This is a genomic window from Schaalia sp. lx-100, from assembly GCF_021083625.1.
GTDB lineage: Bacteria > Actinomycetota > Actinomycetes > Actinomycetales > Actinomycetaceae > Pauljensenia.
Genome location: NZ_JAJNRP010000004.1, coordinates 182,050 through 199,406, shown reverse-complemented (window position 1 = coordinate 199,406; position 17,357 = coordinate 182,050). Strand labels below are relative to the sequence as shown.

General features: G+C 50.3%; 15 protein-coding genes. 7 read left to right on the top strand and 8 right to left on the bottom strand.

Annotated features, from left to right (window positions below; all coding sequences use genetic code 11):
- Positions 1-169 precede the first annotated feature (169 nt).
- Positions 170-583, top strand: a complete 414-nt coding sequence (locus LRP54_RS04915; RefSeq protein WP_231235210.1) for an MmcQ/YjbR family DNA-binding protein — start codon at positions 170-172, stop codon at positions 581-583.
- Here LRP54_RS04915 and LRP54_RS04910 read toward each other — a convergent pair.
- Positions 475-1,659 (bottom strand): glutamate--cysteine ligase, encoded by a 1,185-nt coding sequence (locus LRP54_RS04910; protein WP_231235209.1) that lies wholly within the window; start codon positions 1,657-1,659, stop codon positions 475-477. The two genes, LRP54_RS04915 and LRP54_RS04910, sit on opposite strands and share 109 nt — an antisense overlap.
- 14 nt (positions 1,660-1,673) lie before the next feature.
- Positions 1,674-2,390 (bottom strand): glutamine amidotransferase-related protein, encoded by a 717-nt coding sequence (locus LRP54_RS04905; RefSeq protein ID WP_231204126.1) that lies wholly within the window; start codon positions 2,388-2,390, stop codon positions 1,674-1,676.
- Between the two features lie 251 nt (positions 2,391-2,641).
- Here LRP54_RS04905 and LRP54_RS04900 point away from each other — a divergent pair, with 251 nt between their 5' ends.
- The 4 genes from LRP54_RS04900 to trxA all read left to right on the top strand — a co-directional run bounded on the left by LRP54_RS04900 (position 2,642) and on the right by trxA (position 6,976).
- Positions 2,642-4,840 carry an InlB B-repeat-containing protein gene (locus LRP54_RS04900; RefSeq protein ID WP_231235208.1) on the top strand — a complete coding sequence of 733 codons (2,199 nt, stop codon included), beginning with the start codon at positions 2,642-2,644 and terminating at the stop codon, positions 4,838-4,840.
- Positions 4,841-5,097: 257 nt separating this feature from the next.
- On the top strand, positions 5,098-5,601 hold the full coding sequence (locus LRP54_RS04895) for an NUDIX domain-containing protein (RefSeq protein WP_231235207.1): 504 nt from the start codon (positions 5,098-5,100) through the stop codon (positions 5,599-5,601).
- Positions 5,602-5,779: 178 nt separating this feature from the next.
- Entirely contained in the window at positions 5,780-6,478 is a 699-nt protein-coding gene (locus tag LRP54_RS04890; protein WP_231204119.1) for a TetR/AcrR family transcriptional regulator, read from the top strand.
- Positions 6,479-6,616: 138 nt separating this feature from the next.
- Positions 6,617-6,976: a thioredoxin gene (gene trxA / locus LRP54_RS04885; protein ID WP_231204117.1), complete on the top strand. Its 360-nt coding sequence runs from the start codon at positions 6,617-6,619 to the stop codon at positions 6,974-6,976.
- Between the two features lie 89 nt (positions 6,977-7,065).
- Here the strand turns inward: trxA and LRP54_RS04880 are convergent, their stop codons facing one another.
- Both LRP54_RS04880 and LRP54_RS04875 read right to left on the bottom strand, forming a co-directional pair.
- Positions 7,066-8,115 (bottom strand): aspartate-semialdehyde dehydrogenase, encoded by a 1,050-nt coding sequence (locus tag LRP54_RS04880; protein WP_231235206.1) that lies wholly within the window; start codon positions 8,113-8,115, stop codon positions 7,066-7,068.
- 73 nt (positions 8,116-8,188) lie between these two features.
- The gene (locus LRP54_RS04875) at positions 8,189-9,505 is read right to left on the bottom strand and encodes an aspartate kinase (protein ID WP_231204113.1); all 1,317 of its coding nucleotides are present in this window, start codon (positions 9,503-9,505) and stop codon (positions 8,189-8,191) included.
- Positions 9,506-9,839: 334 nt separating this feature from the next.
- On the opposite strand from LRP54_RS04875, the gene LRP54_RS04870 reads away from it, so the two are divergent.
- Positions 9,840-11,525 (top strand): phosphoenolpyruvate--protein phosphotransferase, encoded by a 1,686-nt coding sequence (locus tag LRP54_RS04870; RefSeq protein WP_231235205.1) that lies wholly within the window; start codon positions 9,840-9,842, stop codon positions 11,523-11,525.
- Between the two features lie 318 nt (positions 11,526-11,843).
- Positions 11,844-12,479: a hypothetical protein gene (locus LRP54_RS04865; protein ID WP_231235204.1), complete on the top strand. Its 636-nt coding sequence runs from the start codon at positions 11,844-11,846 to the stop codon at positions 12,477-12,479.
- A gap of 373 nt (positions 12,480-12,852) precedes the next feature.
- Here the strand turns inward: LRP54_RS04865 and purL are convergent, their stop codons facing one another.
- From purL to LRP54_RS04845, 4 genes are all read right to left on the bottom strand, one after another.
- Positions 12,853-15,219, bottom strand: a complete 2,367-nt coding sequence (gene purL, locus LRP54_RS04860; RefSeq protein WP_231204581.1) for a phosphoribosylformylglycinamidine synthase subunit PurL — start codon at positions 15,217-15,219, stop codon at positions 12,853-12,855.
- 140 nt (positions 15,220-15,359) lie between these two features.
- A complete protein-coding gene (purQ, locus tag LRP54_RS04855) occupies positions 15,360-16,070 on the bottom strand; it encodes a phosphoribosylformylglycinamidine synthase subunit PurQ (RefSeq protein WP_231235203.1) in 711 nt (236 codons plus the stop codon).
- Entirely contained in the window at positions 16,067-16,357 is a 291-nt protein-coding gene (locus LRP54_RS04850) for a phosphoribosylformylglycinamidine synthase subunit PurS (RefSeq protein WP_231204107.1), read from the bottom strand. Before LRP54_RS04850 ends, purQ begins: the two co-directional genes overlap by 4 nt.
- A 64-nt stretch (positions 16,358-16,421) precedes the next feature.
- Entirely contained in the window at positions 16,422-17,348 is a 927-nt protein-coding gene (locus LRP54_RS04845; protein ID WP_231235202.1) for a phosphoribosylaminoimidazolesuccinocarboxamide synthase, read from the bottom strand.
- Positions 17,349-17,357 lie beyond the last annotated feature (9 nt).

Below are 17,357 nucleotides of genomic sequence, written 5' to 3'. Positions count from 1 at the left end.
ACACAGTCAGTCATTATAACCTCCATTATATTCTATTATGTGTCACATGATGATTCCTATATGCAGGTACCGTACAACATAAAGCTCACTTGAGGTCAAGCCAACAGATCATAGACACATGATTGAGCTACACATGCGCAAACACCGCAGCTTTAAGGGAAGGTTATAAATGGACGGGCAGGCCCTCTATCAGATTGCAACAAAAACAGCGCTGGAATTACCGGGCAGTGAAATATACGACTTCGCGCCCCAATGGAAAGCAGCACGAGTAGGCGGAAAATGGTTCGCACTGTTCACCATCCTTAACAACGAACACCTAGTCACCGTCAAAGCTGACCCCGCAGAAGCTCGCGCACTTATCCAAGAATTCACCGGTATAACCACCGGCTACCACATGAACAAGAAGCACTGGATTTCCTTACACCCTGACCCTGATCTGGACGGGCAGCTCGTCACTGAACTTGTGATCGAGTCCTACCTCATTGTTGTTTCACTCTTGCCCCGCAGCGAGCGCCCAGTAGACCCTGCAGATAATTCACGTGCTTTAAGTGGGCGTTCTGCTTGCATTTCTGCGCACATATGACTCACCACAGCATCTAATGACCCGGAATTGAGCTGCGCAACCTGACGCAAACGTTCATAAGCTGCGCCCTCACGGATAATCTCCAAGGTTCCAGCGAGTTCATTCAAGCAGCCGAGTTTTTCCGCAGTGGGTTCGAGTTGCACAATCAGTTGCCTCAGAGTGTCTTTCACAGGTTCTTCGTTACCGTGTTCGTCAATAATTAGCACAGCATCCATACCGTAACGCGCAGAACGCCATTTATTTTCAGATACGAACCAGCTTGGCACAGAAGGCAGGTCCCGCCCTGCTTCGTATTCATTCGAGTAAAAATCAACAAGGCAGTGAATCAAGGCGGCAATGTAGCTCAGTTCAGCCATATTCGTATTTGCGTCTGCCACACGGATTTCGAGCGTCCCCCATCCTGGAGCTGGTCGCACATCCCATCGCACTTCATTGAAATGACGTATCGTGGAGGCTTGTTGCATCCCCTGCGCAAAATGTTCGAGTTCTTCCCAGCGGTCAAATTGCAGTGGCACACCAGCTGTGGGGAGCTGTTGGAAAAACATGGAACGATTCGAGGCATAGCCTGTATCTGTTCGACTCCAAAAAGGCGAGGAAGCTGAAAGGGCTTGTATGTGGTAGGCCCGCGTAAGGACAGCTTTAAGCAGGGGGAGGACTTTTTCCCTCTGGTCGATACCTACATGCACATGGGTGCCAAATATCAGCATCTGTCGGCCCCAGTATTGTGTGCGTTCCACTAGTTCTGTGTAGCGTTCTTTGTCAGTAACACGCTGATACGCCGGGTTAGCAAAAGGGTGGGAACCTGCGGAAGCCAGTTCGATACGTAATTCATCGGTAATATCGGACAGTATTTCTAAACCTGTACGCAAGTCGCCAACACAACCTGCTACATGCCTGTGAACACCGGAAGTGACTTCCACCGTATTCAGTAACATTTCGCTTTGTATGAAAGGTTTTCCTGCTACTCGATCAACAATGTAGGCGGCGCTTTGACGTAGGTCATTGGAGTCTTGATCGATGAGTTGCAGTTCCCATTCGATACCAATTGATGATTGTGGAGAATGTGCGAATTCCATTGTTTCCCCTCTCTTTAGCGTTGGTATCTTTGAGTAAAAGCGGGGATGAGTCCATGTTCCGTATGGACTGAGGTGCATGCGCTCAGAATGTCCTCGTATTCGGCGGGATCAAAGTAGACACCTACATAGTGTTCAATACGCAGTCGAATACCGTATGTGTCAATTTCGGGGTGGTGCTGGGTGCCGTATATGTTCTGGCCGAAACGTCCAAGGTGCACAGGAGTTGTGGGCGAGGATGCGAGAACAGTCAATCCGTCCGGAATGTCAGCAAGTGATTCCGCATGAGCGACATAGTTATAAAAAGAAGGCGGGAGCTGTCCTGTCAGAGGGTCTTTTTTTCCTTCTTCTGTCAAGGTAATCGGGTAAGCACCCATATTTTCAGGGTGGGCGCTTGTCAGCGTTCCACCTGCGGCTACGGCAAGCATTTGCAGGCCGAAACACAGTGCAAGTGTTGGAAAATCTGCGGCAAGGAGGCGTTCACATAGGCGTAAGAGGTGTTCTTCTGTCCAACGCTGCGCATCTGTTTTTTCGGTGGAAAGGAAATTGTAGGGTGAGCCTGTAATGATGACACCAGAGTATAAGGAAAAGTCCGGTAGGGATACGGATGGCTGGTCTAGGGTTAGGGGGACAAGACCAGAAGCATCCAGGTGTCCAAGCTTTCGTAAAGCTCGTTGCTCATCATTTGCGATTTTTCCCGAGGGGCGGGCTACCGCTACAAGAAAGGGCCTCACAAAGTGCGAGACTAACAGTTCATATGTTGCTGCGCCAGATCTGTCCGGTAGGTAAGTTTAAGTAACGTCCCCGCGATAAAACATGACTTTTGATCGTGTAGACACATATTTTCCTGCGTATTTTATTTGCGCTTTTCTGCGAAATATTTTCCTGTGAAGCCCCCGCATACGTACACACCGAAATATGTTTATAGCAAGAAAACCTGTACACTTTGTTTGTCTGTTTTTTACGTTTCACGAAAGAGCAACCGATGCTTAAGTCCCCCCACAAAAAACGACGTTTATCTGCACTTGCAGGATTAACGTCATTGATAGTCTTGTTAGCTCCGACCGGAGCCTACGCCAATGTAGATTCTCTGACTCACACAGCAGCAAGCTCTGTAAGCGCGGATACTTCAGAGCCTCCTGCTGTTGCGGGACGGCAAATATACGTCCGCGAAAATCGTGGTCAAGCAGATGGTGATGGCTCACAAGAAAGTCCCTACACGAGTTTTTTCCGTGCTTTAGAGGCTGCTCATGATGGGGATGAGATTCTCCTATTAGATAATGTTTCTTTAGGTTCTGACACTAATACGCCACGTGGCAGTATTGCCCTCACTCAATCTGTCACAATCAATGGCCAAGGAAATGAACTGGCTTTCCGCGGTTCTCCTCTGGAACTTTTGGGCGATATTACCCTGAAGAACCTGACCCTTGGGATTACACCTGATGGCAGCAGTGAAGCGTATATTTTTGCTTCCGATCACACCATTACTTTTGATGCTGTCACAACAAAACCGGCTTCTGTTTTAACACCTCCCACTCTGGTTGCTGGCCCTAATAGTGGTGTCGAAGGCGGTTCTGGCGCTCATATTACTTTCAAGAATTCGCGGCCGATCCAAGGAAACGCGGGAACAGCTTTCCAACGCATTGTTGCCGGTGATATCTACAAAGATAAAACTCTCCCTACAACCATTGAGCTTGACGCTTTCGTGTCAGCCACCAATGGTGTTGATCTTTCTGGCGACAATCACCAAAATACCGCTGCCACACGGGTTAGCTCACACTCGAACAACAAAATTTCCGTTTATCGAGCACAAAACGCGTCACATAGTTCACTTGCTTTTAGCGGTCGCACGCCATCCACACTCACAGTGAGCGGCACACTGGATCAGCTTCATTTAGAGGGTGTGAATGTAAGGATGGCCGACGGTTTCACGGGAGCTGACACACTGACATTGGCTGCTTCTGATGGGGAAACAAGTTCCGTTACGCTATCGGAATCTGACACACCACGCACCATCACTTTTGGTGCCATTGATTCAAATAACGGGAAAATAACTCTGCCCCTTAACTCTGCACTGCATATAAGAGGAAACGTCACCGGGAATCTGGCCGTTGAAGTTGATAATAGCTCTGAGGATCTGGATGACTACGAGGATAAAACCTTTGTAACAGTTGACGGAGGATTGCAGGATTCTACTGCCGTCACTTTGTGGCGTGACTCTGATGAATACACCCTTGCTCAGGAAGGAAATTCCATCGTTTTACGCTCAGCCATTTCAACCCTGCCAGATGTCCCTATCATTGCACGCCTCTCTTTTGATGCAAATGAAGGCACCGGCACGATGGAAGACATTGAAGCTCCAGTTGATTCCGTACATAAACTACCTGCCAATGGTTTTAATCGGGAGGGCTACACATTCACCGGTTGGAATACTGAGGCTAATGGGATGGGCGATACCTACCAGCCTGAAGCTGAGTACACGGTGACTGATAATGTCACTTTCTACGCGCAGTGGGCTCCTCAGCCGCAGCCGCCTTCAAACAATGATTCCTCAGAAAACCATGAAGGCACTCCTCCTGCCCCAGAAAATGGCGCTGGTACTCAGCCCAGTGGGGGCAGCTTAGCTGACGAAGATTCCACTCACACACCTGGGGCTTCAGAAGGCACTCCTGAAGGCTCTGGATCTTCAGAAGGCGCTCCTGAAGGTCCCGGCTCTGCTGATACACCCGGTTCTTCAGAAAATGAAAATGGAAGCACCGGCTCCGCTGAGAATGATTCCTCATCAGATACAGGCACTCCAGGCGGCACAGCCTCTACGGAAAACACTGGCCCGGCTGGCACTTCCACACCCGGTACTACGGGTGATGATTCTACCCACGCTATACCAGAAAACAGCGCAGGAATGGGCACAGAAAACTCAACAGATCCGGCAGATAACGCCTCTGATGCCCTTGACTCCCCTGGTATGCAGGACACGGATTCTCAGGCAGATGATGGGATGTCCACATCCGATACGACATACGGACCTGGAGCACCGCAGGGGGCAGGCAATCCTGTTCCTCAAACCACACAGCAACTGGCTCATACAGGTATAGGGTTTTCCTTCCTTGCGGCAGCCTTCATGATGACTGTCATTGCACTTGGTAGCACAGGTATTTTCCTGCGCCGTCACATGAAGCGCTAACCTCTTTTCACCCTTGAAGTGAGCGAGTACCCCTGTGATACTCGCTCACTTCTTTTTCTTCTCGTAGCCCCTCGCCTCCCCGCTCAGATTCACTGAATATGCCCTAGAGCACAATATTTCACATTTCTTTCAGGGGCGGTATGCGTTCTTTCCGCGTTGGTGTTTTATCCTGAGTATGTAAGCAAAGTTTTCACAGGCGAACGCACCCTTCTTTTAACAAGCCCCTTAAGGACTCAAAGAAAAGCCCAAGGAAAATAATGACCGTATTCCTTAACGAAAGCACTCAACCCCCGCGCCCCGTAGTAGCCGCAGCAATCGTTAATTCTTTACACTGCCCCACACATCTTTTATGCGCCGCCCGATCATATCCACAACACTTACGCGGTTTATATGAACTTCCCGGAGGAAAAATAGAAGAAAATGAAAGTCCCCTACAAGCACTCGCTCGTGAAATACACGAAGAACTAGGATGGAAACTCACCTACGGGAAAGAAATATGCGACTCGTCAGGCGCATGGTGGCCAATCGGACCTCAACGACATATGGGTGTATGGCTTAGCGAATACGCCTCACCAAATCTTTCCGAGCGCCCTGCAAAAGAATCCATTTCTTTACCTCAGCTTCCCACACTCACACAAGCACATGTAGATATCCGATGGCAACCACTGCATACTGTGGAAACACTCCCGTGGATTCCCGCTAATTTAACGATTGTGCGTGAAATTACGCGGGTATGCGAACAAATACGCGCCCAGAGATAACGCATGTAGTCACCTGTTGGCATATTTCGTCGACTCAACACGTGTGACGACATACTTTTCACAAAATAAAGGGCTGCACTAAGTCATGAGGCATCCTCATTGTGAGATTTTGTTTAGAAAACACCTCTGATACAACAGAATTTTCAGACACTGAACGAAAATCTGTCAGAATATACCTATGCCGAAAATTCTGGGTCACACACTCACTGACCATCGCGAAATGACACGAGCACGCCTATTTACCGCTTTACGTGAACTCATGGCAGAGCAACCATTCAATATGATCACAATGTCAATGATCGCGAATCGCGCAGAAGTTGGACGCACTGCCGTGTACAACCATTTTGCTGATAAAGAAGTCCTCCTCCTCGCTTTCATGGAACAGACCACGGCTGACTTTTCTGAGCTGCTCACTCAAGCAATCAAAGATCACGACGATCCGATTACCCAACTCATCGCTTACGTGCGTGCGCATATTGAAATGACTGACAAATATCACCTAGCCGCAGGATTGAACTTACGTCAACACGTATCCCGCGAAACCAGCCATCGCCTGCATCATCACGCCGACTTAATCGCCTCAATCTTGCGTCACATCCTCTTAGAGGCAATGAAAACTGACCGTATCCCCCATCAAAATCCTGATTTTTTAGTAGCACTCATACATTCAGCTTTAGCTGGGCACCATTTACCTTCCTCACCTGCACGGCGCGAATCCAGCATCCAGCAAATACAACTTTTTATTCTGCGCGGCGTCGGCGCAGCCCCTTCAGACCTTCCTGAAATACCTGCTCCACACCAAGGCCCACAGCATATGCGCACATCCCCAGACAACACACGTTCACAAGCAGCTTTCCTGCGTTGCCCCGTACATTAAAGCCGCATTTTTCATAAATGTTTCCTCTTTTGGTGTCCACTACCACTGTGTTAGCCCATGCGTACTGCCCATAAATAGTGCATGGTTAAGACAAGGCATATTAACCGAATATGCCACCGTCAGATTTCAAGGAAACACATGAGCACTATTAACCTCACCAAGGACACTTTTGAAGAAACAGTGACCAGCAACCCGATCGTGCTAGTTGATTTCTGGGCAACATGGTGCGGCCCTTGCCGTCAGTTTAGCCCTATTTTTGAGGCAGCTTCCGAAAAACACCCTGACATTGTTTTCGGCAAAATCGACACAGATGCCGAACAGGAACTCGCTCTTGCCGCTCAGATTTCTTCTATCCCTACCCTGATGGCTTTCCGTGATGGAGTAGCAGTTTTCCGTGAATCAGGTGCGCTGCCAGGTCCCGCATTAGAGGACCTCATCCAGCAAATTCGTGATCTCGATATGGATAAGGTCCGCGAAGAAATCGCTCAAAATAACTAAGACGATTCCGCTACACATACGTTACGCCCGCTGGGAAGAAGAAACACTTTCTCCCAGCGGGCGTAAACATATATAAGATCAGTTCTCAATCACTCGCACAGGTCCCGAGCAACCAATTCAGCCAACTGCACAGCATTCAAAGCTGCACCCTTACGCAAATTGTCACCGGAAACAACAAATACCAAACCACGGTTACCCTCAACAGCTTGATCTTGACGCACTCGGCCCACCAGAACCTCATCACGACCAGCAGCTTCCAACGGTGTCGGCACATCCACAAGGCGCACGCCCTCAGCCTCAGCAAGAATTTCCTTAGCATGCTCAGGAGTTAAAGCTCCCGCTAATTCAATATGAACCGTCATCGTGTGACCAGTGAAAACAGGAACACGCACACAGGTTCCTGACACACGTAACTCAGGAAGATGCAGGATACGACGCGACTCATGACGCAGTTTTTGTTCCTCATCAGTTTCATAGGAGCCATCATCAACAATCGAACCAGCTAAGGGCACTACGTCAAAAGCAATCGGAGCCACATAGACTTCAGGATCCGGTAAAGTCACCGCTCGCCCATCAATACTTAAAGCAGCAAGATCTTGCTCTACGCCACTACGGACCTGAGCCACCAGTTCCTGCACACCTTTCAGACCCGAGCCAGACACAGCCTGATAAGAGGAAACAAACAATCGCTTCGCACCACCGGCCTGAGCAATCAGTGGCTTAACTACTGGCATCACAGCCATCGTTGTACAGTTCGGATTTGCGATGATTCCTTGAGGCCGATCTTTCACATCCTCAGGATTCACTTCAGAAACAACTAAAGGCACCTGCGGATCTTTACGCCACGCAGAAGAATTATCAACAACTACAGCACCTGCCTGAGCAAAACGCGGCGCATACTCACGTGAAGCTGTGGCCCCTGCGGAAAAAATAGCAATATCGATACCAGAAAAATCTGCTGTAGCCACATCCTCAACAAGGATATCCTGACCTTTCCACGGCAATGTTGTGCCCGCGCTACGCGCTGATGAAAAGAAACGAATCTTAGACACAGGAAACTGGCGTTCTTCCAACAAAGCCCGCATAACACGGCCCACCTGACCGGTGGCACCTACAACTGCAACAGTAAGTTCACGCATAAGAATTCTTCTTTCCGTTAAAGAATCGGTGAAAAAATTTCTATTCAGAGTAATAATCAGCTCAGAGTAATAATCAGCGCCCTGTGCCGCCGTACACCACAGCCTCAGATTCTGTGGCATCAAGATCAAATGCCGTGTGAACAGCCTGAACTGCTCGATCAAGATCTTCTAAACGAGTCACCACAGAAATACGGATCTCTGAAGTGGAAATCAGATCAATATTAATATTTGCTGCGGCAAGCGCACCGAAAAGGCGAGCTGACACACCAGGATTCGTACGCATTCCCGCACCAACAAGTGAAAGTTTGCCAATATTTGGGTTATAGCGCAGTTCATGGAAACCAAGCTCTGATTTATGGGCCTCTAAAGCATCCAAGGCTTTTTGCGCGTCACCTTCAGGCAAAGTGAAGCTGATATTTGCAAGCGTCGGGTCAGAGACTGGAACATTTTGAACGATCATGTCAATATTCGCACCCACTTCAGCGACAATCGCAAAAAGACGAGCCGCCACACCAGGAGAATTCGGAATATTTGTCACAGTAATTTTGTCTTGTGAGCGATCGTGAGCAATACCTGAAATCACGGGTTTTTCCACAGTGTCCTCCTGAGTGTCATGCAATGCGTTTTCAGGCACAAGCCCTTTCAAATCAGGGTGTGCGGGCGAGTCAGAAATCCAAGTGCCTTCTTTTTCAGAAAAAGACGAACGCACATGGAGGGGCACACCGTAACGGCGTGCAAATTCAACGGCGCGTAAGTGCAAAATTTTTGCCCCATGCGCTGCCAGTTCCAAGGTTTCTTCTTGACTGATGGTGCGTAAACGATGCGCCTTTGGCACGATTCGTGGGTCTGCACTGAACAGGCCATCCACGTCCGTGTAAATCTCACACACATCCGCATTCAAAGCAGCCGCAAGCGCAACAGCGGTCGTATCAGAGCCGCCTCGACCTAATGTGGTCACATCATCATCTTGGGAAATCCCTTGGAAACCGGCGACGATAGCAACCTGCCCGTCGTGAATAGCGCGGGCTACACGTTCAGGAACCATGCCGATAATTTGAGCACGACCATAATGGGAATCTGTGCGGATTCCTGCTTGCGCGCCTGTGTAAGCAGTAGCTGGTACTCCAAGCTCATTCACAGCCATAGAAAGTAACGACATGGAAATACGTTCACCCGCTGACAGCAGGATATCCATTTCACGTTCAGGTGCGCGAGTGGTGAGCGCCGCTGCCGTATCAAGTAATTCATCTGTAGTATCGCCCATGGCTGAAACGACAACAACAACTTTATGTCCCGCATTGTGCGTATCAACTACACGCTGAGCAACTCGTTTCATAGCGTCAACATCTGCAACAGATGAGCCACCGTATTTCTGGACAATCAGTGCCACAAGTTTTCCTCTGACTTAGCCATCATGTATCTGGATCGTCTATTTATCCTAAAGTTTCACACACATACGCAAACTCATGACCGCGATACGGGCACTTCAGCGTATTCATCCTCATCTTTAAAAAGTCGTACTTCATTTGCGAGGGCGTGGCGGCACATACAGAAAATACGGCCACACGTACAGCAAATACATTTGTTTTCTCTTGACATTGTTACGCATTATCAAAGTCATTTCCCACTCACAGCTACGCAAAGTCGCTTAGACTCAAATCAATGCACCTAAGTGCGCCGTATCCTTTCCCGTCTGCGCGGGAACTCACGGAAAGCAGCCTGCTATGAGTACAACAATTAATGGAACACCAGTTGTCCAAGGTATTGCATACGCTCCTGCAGTGTGGGTCCGTCGCCCTGAACTACCTGAACTTTCAGATACGATCCTGCCTGAAAGTGAACGCTCCAACGAAATCGAACATTTTACGCAATGTGCGCGCACCGTCGCTGATAATCTTTTTGCCCGCGCCGCACGCGCACAAGGCGAGGCCGCAGATGTCCTCATTGTGACCGCTTCACTTGCCACAGACCGCGCATGGGTGAAAGACATTACGGCCCGTATCCAATCAGGTGCATCCGCTGTTCATGCCGTTATTGCTTCAACCAATAAATTCGTCGCTGCTTTTGAAGCAGCAGGCGGGCTGATGGCTGAACGAACCACTGACTTAAAAGATGTGCGTGACCGTATTTTGGCGCATCTCCAAGGGGAACCTGAACCGGGAATTCCTCAGCGTGACATCCCTTATATTCTTTTAGCAGATGACCTGACTCCCGCTGACACCGCTGGGCTGGACCCTCGCGCATGTGTTGCGATGGTAACAGAACTTGGTGGCCCCACTTCACATACATCTATTATTGCTCGCCAATTAGGAATCCCCTGCATCGTCGCAGCACGCCAGCTCAGCCTCATTACCTCTGAAAGTCCCGTCCTTGTTGACGCACATGCAGGCACACTCACCCTAGGAGTAGATCCTGCTGAAGCTGAAGCCTTGGTACAAGCCGACGCCAAGCGTAACCAGCTGATACATCAGTGGCAAGGCCCCGGTCGAACACGCGATGGCCATGCTGTGCAATTACTAGCAAATGTTGGTGACGGAGCGGCCGCTCGCACAGCAGCGCAGTCAAGTGTTGCCGAGGGTGTGGGTTTACTGCGCACAGAATTAGCTTTCTTGGATGCTCCTTTTGAACCGAGTATCCATGAGCAGGTTCATATTTATTCGGAAGTTTTTGAGGTTTTTGCTGGCCATAAGGTCGTCGTGCGGACTTTAGATGCCGGTTCCGATAAGCCCGTACACTATGCAACTTTGGATAATGAGCCAAATCCTGCTCTTGGTGTGCGTGGGGTACGTACAACTGGGCCTCATCCTGAAGTGCTCGACCATCAAATTGATGCGCTGGCTCTTGCTGCTCAGCACAATCCTCAGACAGATGTGTGGGTGATGGCGCCCATGGTGTCAACGATTCCTGAGGCCCAGTGGTTTACATCATTGGTACGTGAACGGGCACAAGCTGCGGGAGTTTCTTTGCGTGCCGGCATTATGGTGGAAGTCCCCTCTGTTGCCGTACTTGTGGACCAGTTCATGCCTTTGGTTGATTTTGTGTCGATTGGAACAAATGATCTGACTCAGTACACGATGGCAGCAGATCGTTTATCTGCTGATTTAGCGGAGTATTCAGACCCGTGGCAGCCTGCGCCTTTGGCTTTAATTGCTCGTGTAGCTCGTAGTGGGCAGGAGCATCATAAGCCCGTGGGAGTGTGCGGGGAGGCTGCTTCTGATCCAATTTTGGCGTGTGTTCTGGTAGGTATGGGTGTCACTTCCCTGTCAATGGCCGCTGGCGCTATTGCTGGTGTAGGTGCGGCTTTAGGTCAGGTGAGTCTCGCGCAGTGTCGCGCAGCAGCCGAGGCTGTGGCGGGGGCACGTGATGCAGGTGATGCGCGTGTTCGCGCGCGCGCAGCTTTAGGTATCTGAGGGGCCTTTTAGGTAGATAGGCCCTCGTCAGGCGTGTCAGAGGACGCTCATTCGTAAGGCTTTTACATGTCACATTCAGCATGTCGTGTGCCTGTATTTGTTGGCGTTCTCAGAGATCCCCCCCCCGCATAAAAGTACATTCATACGCAAAAATCCCTTTGATTCACGCGTCAAAATAACAATTTCGTGCATCAAAATAACGTAGAATTAAATTCAGCGTTGAGCAAAGCTCCGCTGCGCGACACCGTACTACTGTTCTTTTCACAGAAAAGAACACGCATATTTTCCACATTGAACACATCTGAGAGGCTCAGTGCCATGAAAACACGCGTGAAAGCCCTGCATCTCTTTTTAACTGGACTTTTTACAGTAGGGATAACAAATGGGGCATTTGCCGACGAAACAACTCCTCCACTACAAGAAAAAAAGATAGAAGTCACTCAGGGTTTAATTCCCAACGTTTCAGACGAATATTTTGAAAACATTGAGGCCCTAAAACCGTACATTCGTATCAGCGAAAAAGGATTTTCCTTAGAAGCTCCCGATCAGGTAATCGCTAAAATTCCGTCACAACACCTTGAAACTCTTAAAAAATACTGGGAAGAAGTTTCTCAAGGTATTGCGTCTGGAAAGCTCATCTATTGTGATGGTGTTTTCGTGGAATCGTACATTAGTGTTCTACGCAGTCGAGCATTGCATCCCAGAACATTCGGTGATTTCCATTCGGAACACTTTCACCGAATATTTCACTGGTGGGGACAAGAGTTCAGACTTGACCAGTGGCTTATTAACAAAATAAGCGCTGGAACAGCGCTTACCGTTCTCTTCCCAGGAATCCCTGAAATTGTAGGTGGCGCAGTCGCAGCCTACGCTAATGCGTGTATGCATTCAGATGGCTGGTCGTACATCTACCAAGCATGGGTAGGTCCGCCCGTATGTAATCCTCTCGGTTAGGAGCGAACAATGACGTCATATCGGAAAAAGATTTCGCGCAACAGTGTTCTTGGGATACTGCTGATGGCTATTGCGTTTTCTTTAGCTTTAGCACTTATTTTCGGCGACATACACACCACTGTTGCAAACAAATTCCTGGCGGGATGCATAGTTTGCGGATACCTTGGATCTTTTTTTCTGCAACGCTCATGCACGCATACGAAAGACACCAAAGAAAACCCGAGCAACACGCCAGCATCATAAGCAAAAACACAAGCACAACACACCGAGGGGTGTCAGGTCACTTCCTGACACCCCTCGGCATCAATATATGTCAACGGAAATAACTAGGAGGCTCCTACAAAGTCACCTAATCTTTACCGCACAAAACACTTCAGAACAGTTCACGTAAAGGTGATTCCACGCGGGTACGCAGGTCCTCTACATCAACACACCAGCCCGCTCCATTACCCGCGTCAGCCAGCACATCATTCCCATGCACAATCATCATGCCGCCACCGGTCGTACCAATACGCGCACACGGCACACCCTCAGCCTCAGCAGCAGCAAAGACCGCAGGTATCGCCCCTTCGGGCACAGCAATAATGGCTCGCGCCTGAGATTCAGAAAACAACAGCGTGAAATCATCGATCTGATCGCGCCCCACCACAGCCGACACGTCAAAAGACCCACCCACACCGAAGCGCACAACCATATCCACCAACGCTTGCGCCACACCACCAGTGGATACATCATGAGCAGCACGAACAAGCGGAGCGCCATCAGGACCATCAGCGGCCGAAAGCGCCTGCACCACATTGCCCAGCGCCACTTCAGCACCCAAGTCAACGCGCGGCGGGACGCCTCCTAAATGATTGTGACAAATACGCGCCCAAGCGGAACCATCCAGTTCCTCACGAGTCTCACCCAGCAAAACGACTGCTAAACCATCTTCGGTAAAACCAGACGGATTCGCACGACGCACATCAGGGAGCACACCTAACATACCCACCACAGGTGTCGGATTAATAGAAGAATTCGGCTGACCTTTCACTGTGCCAGAGGAGTTATACAGGGACACATTACCGCCGGTCACCGGCACTCCCAGCTCAATACACCCATCAGCTAGCCCTGTCATTGCTGTCACTAACTGCCACATCGCGTCAGTATCCTCCGGATTACCAAAGTTCAGACAGTCAGTGATCGCTAAAGGCTGCGCCCCCACAATTGCAACATTCCGATAGGATTCTGCGAGCGCCTGCTGCGCCCCCTGATAGGGGTCAAGTTTGGTGTACCACCCATTCGCATCTGTCGATAAGGCAACTCCCAGATGGCTTTCCTCATCTACGCGGATAACACCCGCATCATCAGGTTGAGCTAAAGCCGTATTACCTTGAACGTAACGGTCGTACTGGTCGGTAATCCATGATTTCGATGCCTGATTCACGTCCGAAATCACACGGTTAATGGCATCAATCAGCTGTGCCGCGTCACTTGGACGCGCTAACCCCCATGTCGTATCGGCAACAAGAGCGTCTTGCCACTGCGGACGCGCGTAGGGACGGTCATACACAGGGCCGTCATGAGCTACAGTCTTTGGATCTACCTCTACGATACGGTGGCCGTAATGGTCGATTGTGAGTTTCCCGTCCCCTGTGAGAACACCGATAACGGAGGCTTCGACATCCCATTTGTTGATGATGTCAAAGAATCGTTCTTCATCTTCAGGGGTCACAATTGCCATCATGCGTTCTTGTGATTCTGACATGAGGATTTCGCCTGCTGTCAGGGTAGGGTCACGCAGAAGTACTTTTTCTAAATCAACGTGCATACCTGATGACCCATTCGAGGCCAGTTCTGAGGTTGCGCAGGAAATACCGGCAGCACCAAGGTCTTGAATGCCTTGGACGACCCCTGCTTGGAAAAGTTCAAGACAACATTCGATGAGGACTTTCTCCATGAAAGGGTCACCGACTTGCACGGAGGGGCGTTTTGTTGGCATACCGTCTTCAAAGGTTTCCGAAGCTAAAATCGAGGCTCCTCCGATACCGTCCCCACCGGTGCGCGCACCAAAAAGAACCACAAGGTTTCCTTCACCGGTAGCATTCGCAAGGTGAATGTCCTCGTGACGTAAAACCCCAACGCATAGGGCATTTACCAGTGGATTTCCTTGATAGGACGGATCAAATTCTGTTTCCCCTCCAATATTGGGCAGGCCTAAGCAATTCCCGTATCCTCCAACCCCGCTGACGACTCCGTGGACGACACGCGCAGTGTCTGGGTGCTGCGGGGCTCCAAAACGCAGTTGGTCCATGACGGCAACAGGGCGTGCGCCCATAGAGATAATGTCACGCACAATGCCGCCGACACCTGTTGCTGCGCCCTGGTAGGGTTCAACGAATGAGGGGTGATTGTGGGATTCAACTTTGAAAGTGACCGCCCATCCTTGACCGATGTCCACAACACCAGCGTTTTGTCCCATGCCGACCAGTAGGTGGCGGCGCATATCGTCAGTGGTACGTGCACCGAATTGTTCGGCCAAGTGCTTTTTGGAGGACTTGTACGAGCAGTGTTCAGACCACATAACGGAGTACATGGCGAGTTCTGCATTTGTTGGTCTGCGCCCAAGGATGTCGCATATTTTCTGGTATTCATCAGCTTTGAGGCCAAGTTCAGCCCACGGCATTTCTTTGGTGGGTGTGGCGGTAGCGTCTGCGACGGTATCGGGGATTTCATGTGGAACAGTGGCTGTGGTGCTCATGTGTTTTTCCATCGGTGAAAGGAATGGTGGGTTTATCGGGGTGCTCATACAGTTGTGGTCTGTGTAGCGCGAGAATATGCGGTTTCGCAGGGTTGCGCTTCGCCGTCAGAAGAAGAACGTATCCGCTTTTTGACGGTGCTTTATCCCGCGAGCGCGTTGAGGACAGAGGTGAAAATAGTCAGCCCGTCTGTTCCGTCGTGTCCGGCTAAACTGCCATCTGGGTAGGTGTGGGCAGGGCCGAAACCTTTTTCGACTGCGTGTTCGGGGTGTGGCATGAGGCCAACGACGTTTCCGCGCTCATTTGTGATACCGGCGATGTCATGGGCAGATCCGTTAGGGTTAAAATCCACGTAGCGGAAAACGACTCGTCCTTCGCCTTCGAGTTCTTTTAAGGTTTCAGGGTCCGCTTGGAAATTTCCTTCCCCATTTTTCAGTGGGACTGTGATCTGAGCGTCCTGCGTGAAAGCGTTACTCCATGCAGTGCTCGTATTTTCAACGCGCAGGATCTGGTCGCGGCAAAGGAATTTTTGATGGTCGTTACGGATGAGTGCCCCCGGGAGCAGGTGTGCTTCGCAGAGTACTTGGAAACCGTTACAAATACCAAGGAGCGGCATTCCAGCGTGTGCTGCACGCACTACCTCAGTCATCACAGGTGCGACAGCGGCGATTGCCCCACAGCGCAGGTAGTCGCCGTAGGAAAAACCGCCGGGAAGCACTACCGCATCTACTGAACGCAGGTCCGTGTCTTTATGCCAGAGGCTAACTGCTTCGGCTCCTGCGAGGCGCACGGCGCGCGCTGCGTCACGGTCATCTAGTGTGCCGGGGAATGTGACAACTCCGATACGGGTCACTGGGCACCTCCGCATCCGCATGCGGTGCCACATTCTGTTTCAGGGAGGGCTTCAACGCGTACAACATCTTCAATAATCGGGTTGGATAGGACATTTTCTGCGGCGCGGCGTGCCTGTTCCAACGCTTCTTGTGTGACGGGTCCTTCACATGTCAGGTGGAAGCATTTTCCTTGTCGGATGGAGGTGAATGTGGTGATTCCGAGCCTGGGTAGGGCTGAGCCGACGGCTTTTCCTTGGGGGTCTAAGATTTCAGGTTTCGGCATGACTTCAACGATGATTCGCCCCACGGGGTCCTCCTGTAGTGTGTTGGATATGCTGGGTCAGATATGCGCTTATGCGGTGGTATTTCACTTATGAGAGCTGTGGTTCTTTTCCTGTTATTTTACGGAATGCTTCACAGTAGCGTTCTTGTGTGGCAGTAATGATGTGTTCTGGTAGGTGCGGTGGTTTTTCTCCTGTGTTTTTGTCCCAGTGGGATTGCGGTGAAGTGAGCCAATCGCGTAGGTATTGTTTGTCAAAACTTGGGGTTTTACGCCCTGGGTGCCATTGGTCGGCAGGCCAAAAACGTGACGAGTCTGGGGTGAGTATTTCGTCAGCGAGGACTAGGGTACCTGTCTGTGGGTCGCATCCGAATTCGTATTTGGTGTCAGCTAGGATGATGCCGCGTTCAGCAGCGAGTGTCCGTGCTCTCGCGTATAGGGCCAGTGAGGTGTCGCGGAGTTTTTCTGCGAGTTCGTTTCCGATCATGTCGGCTACGTGTTGAAATGACACGTTTTCATCGTGTTCACCGATATCTGCTTTGACTGCAGGGGTAAAAATCGGGGGTGTGAGGGCGCTTGCTTCACTGAGGCCTTCTGGAAGGGGAATACCGCAGACTGAACCTGTGGCCTCATACTCTGCAAGGCCTGAGCCTGTCAGGTAGCCTCGAACAACACATTCGACAGGGATCATGTTGAGCGCGCGGCAGATCACTGCTCGTCCTCGCACATTTTCGGGCACGGGTAACAGTTTGCCATCTTGATCGCGTAGCAGGTGAGTGTCGATGATGTCGCTGAGCTGTTCCATCCACCAGATAGCTAATTGGTTCAGTATTTTACCTTTATCTGGTATGAGGCTGGGCATGATGTAGTCGTAGGCGCTAATGCGGTCAGAGGTAACCATGAGGTAGCGATCAGGTGTTTTTCCTGAGCTTAGTGTTCCTGCAGGCGCGTAGATGTCTCGTATTTTTCCGGAGGATACATGTTCCCATCCGGTGATGGTGAGTGGGTGTGTGCTCATATGCGTATC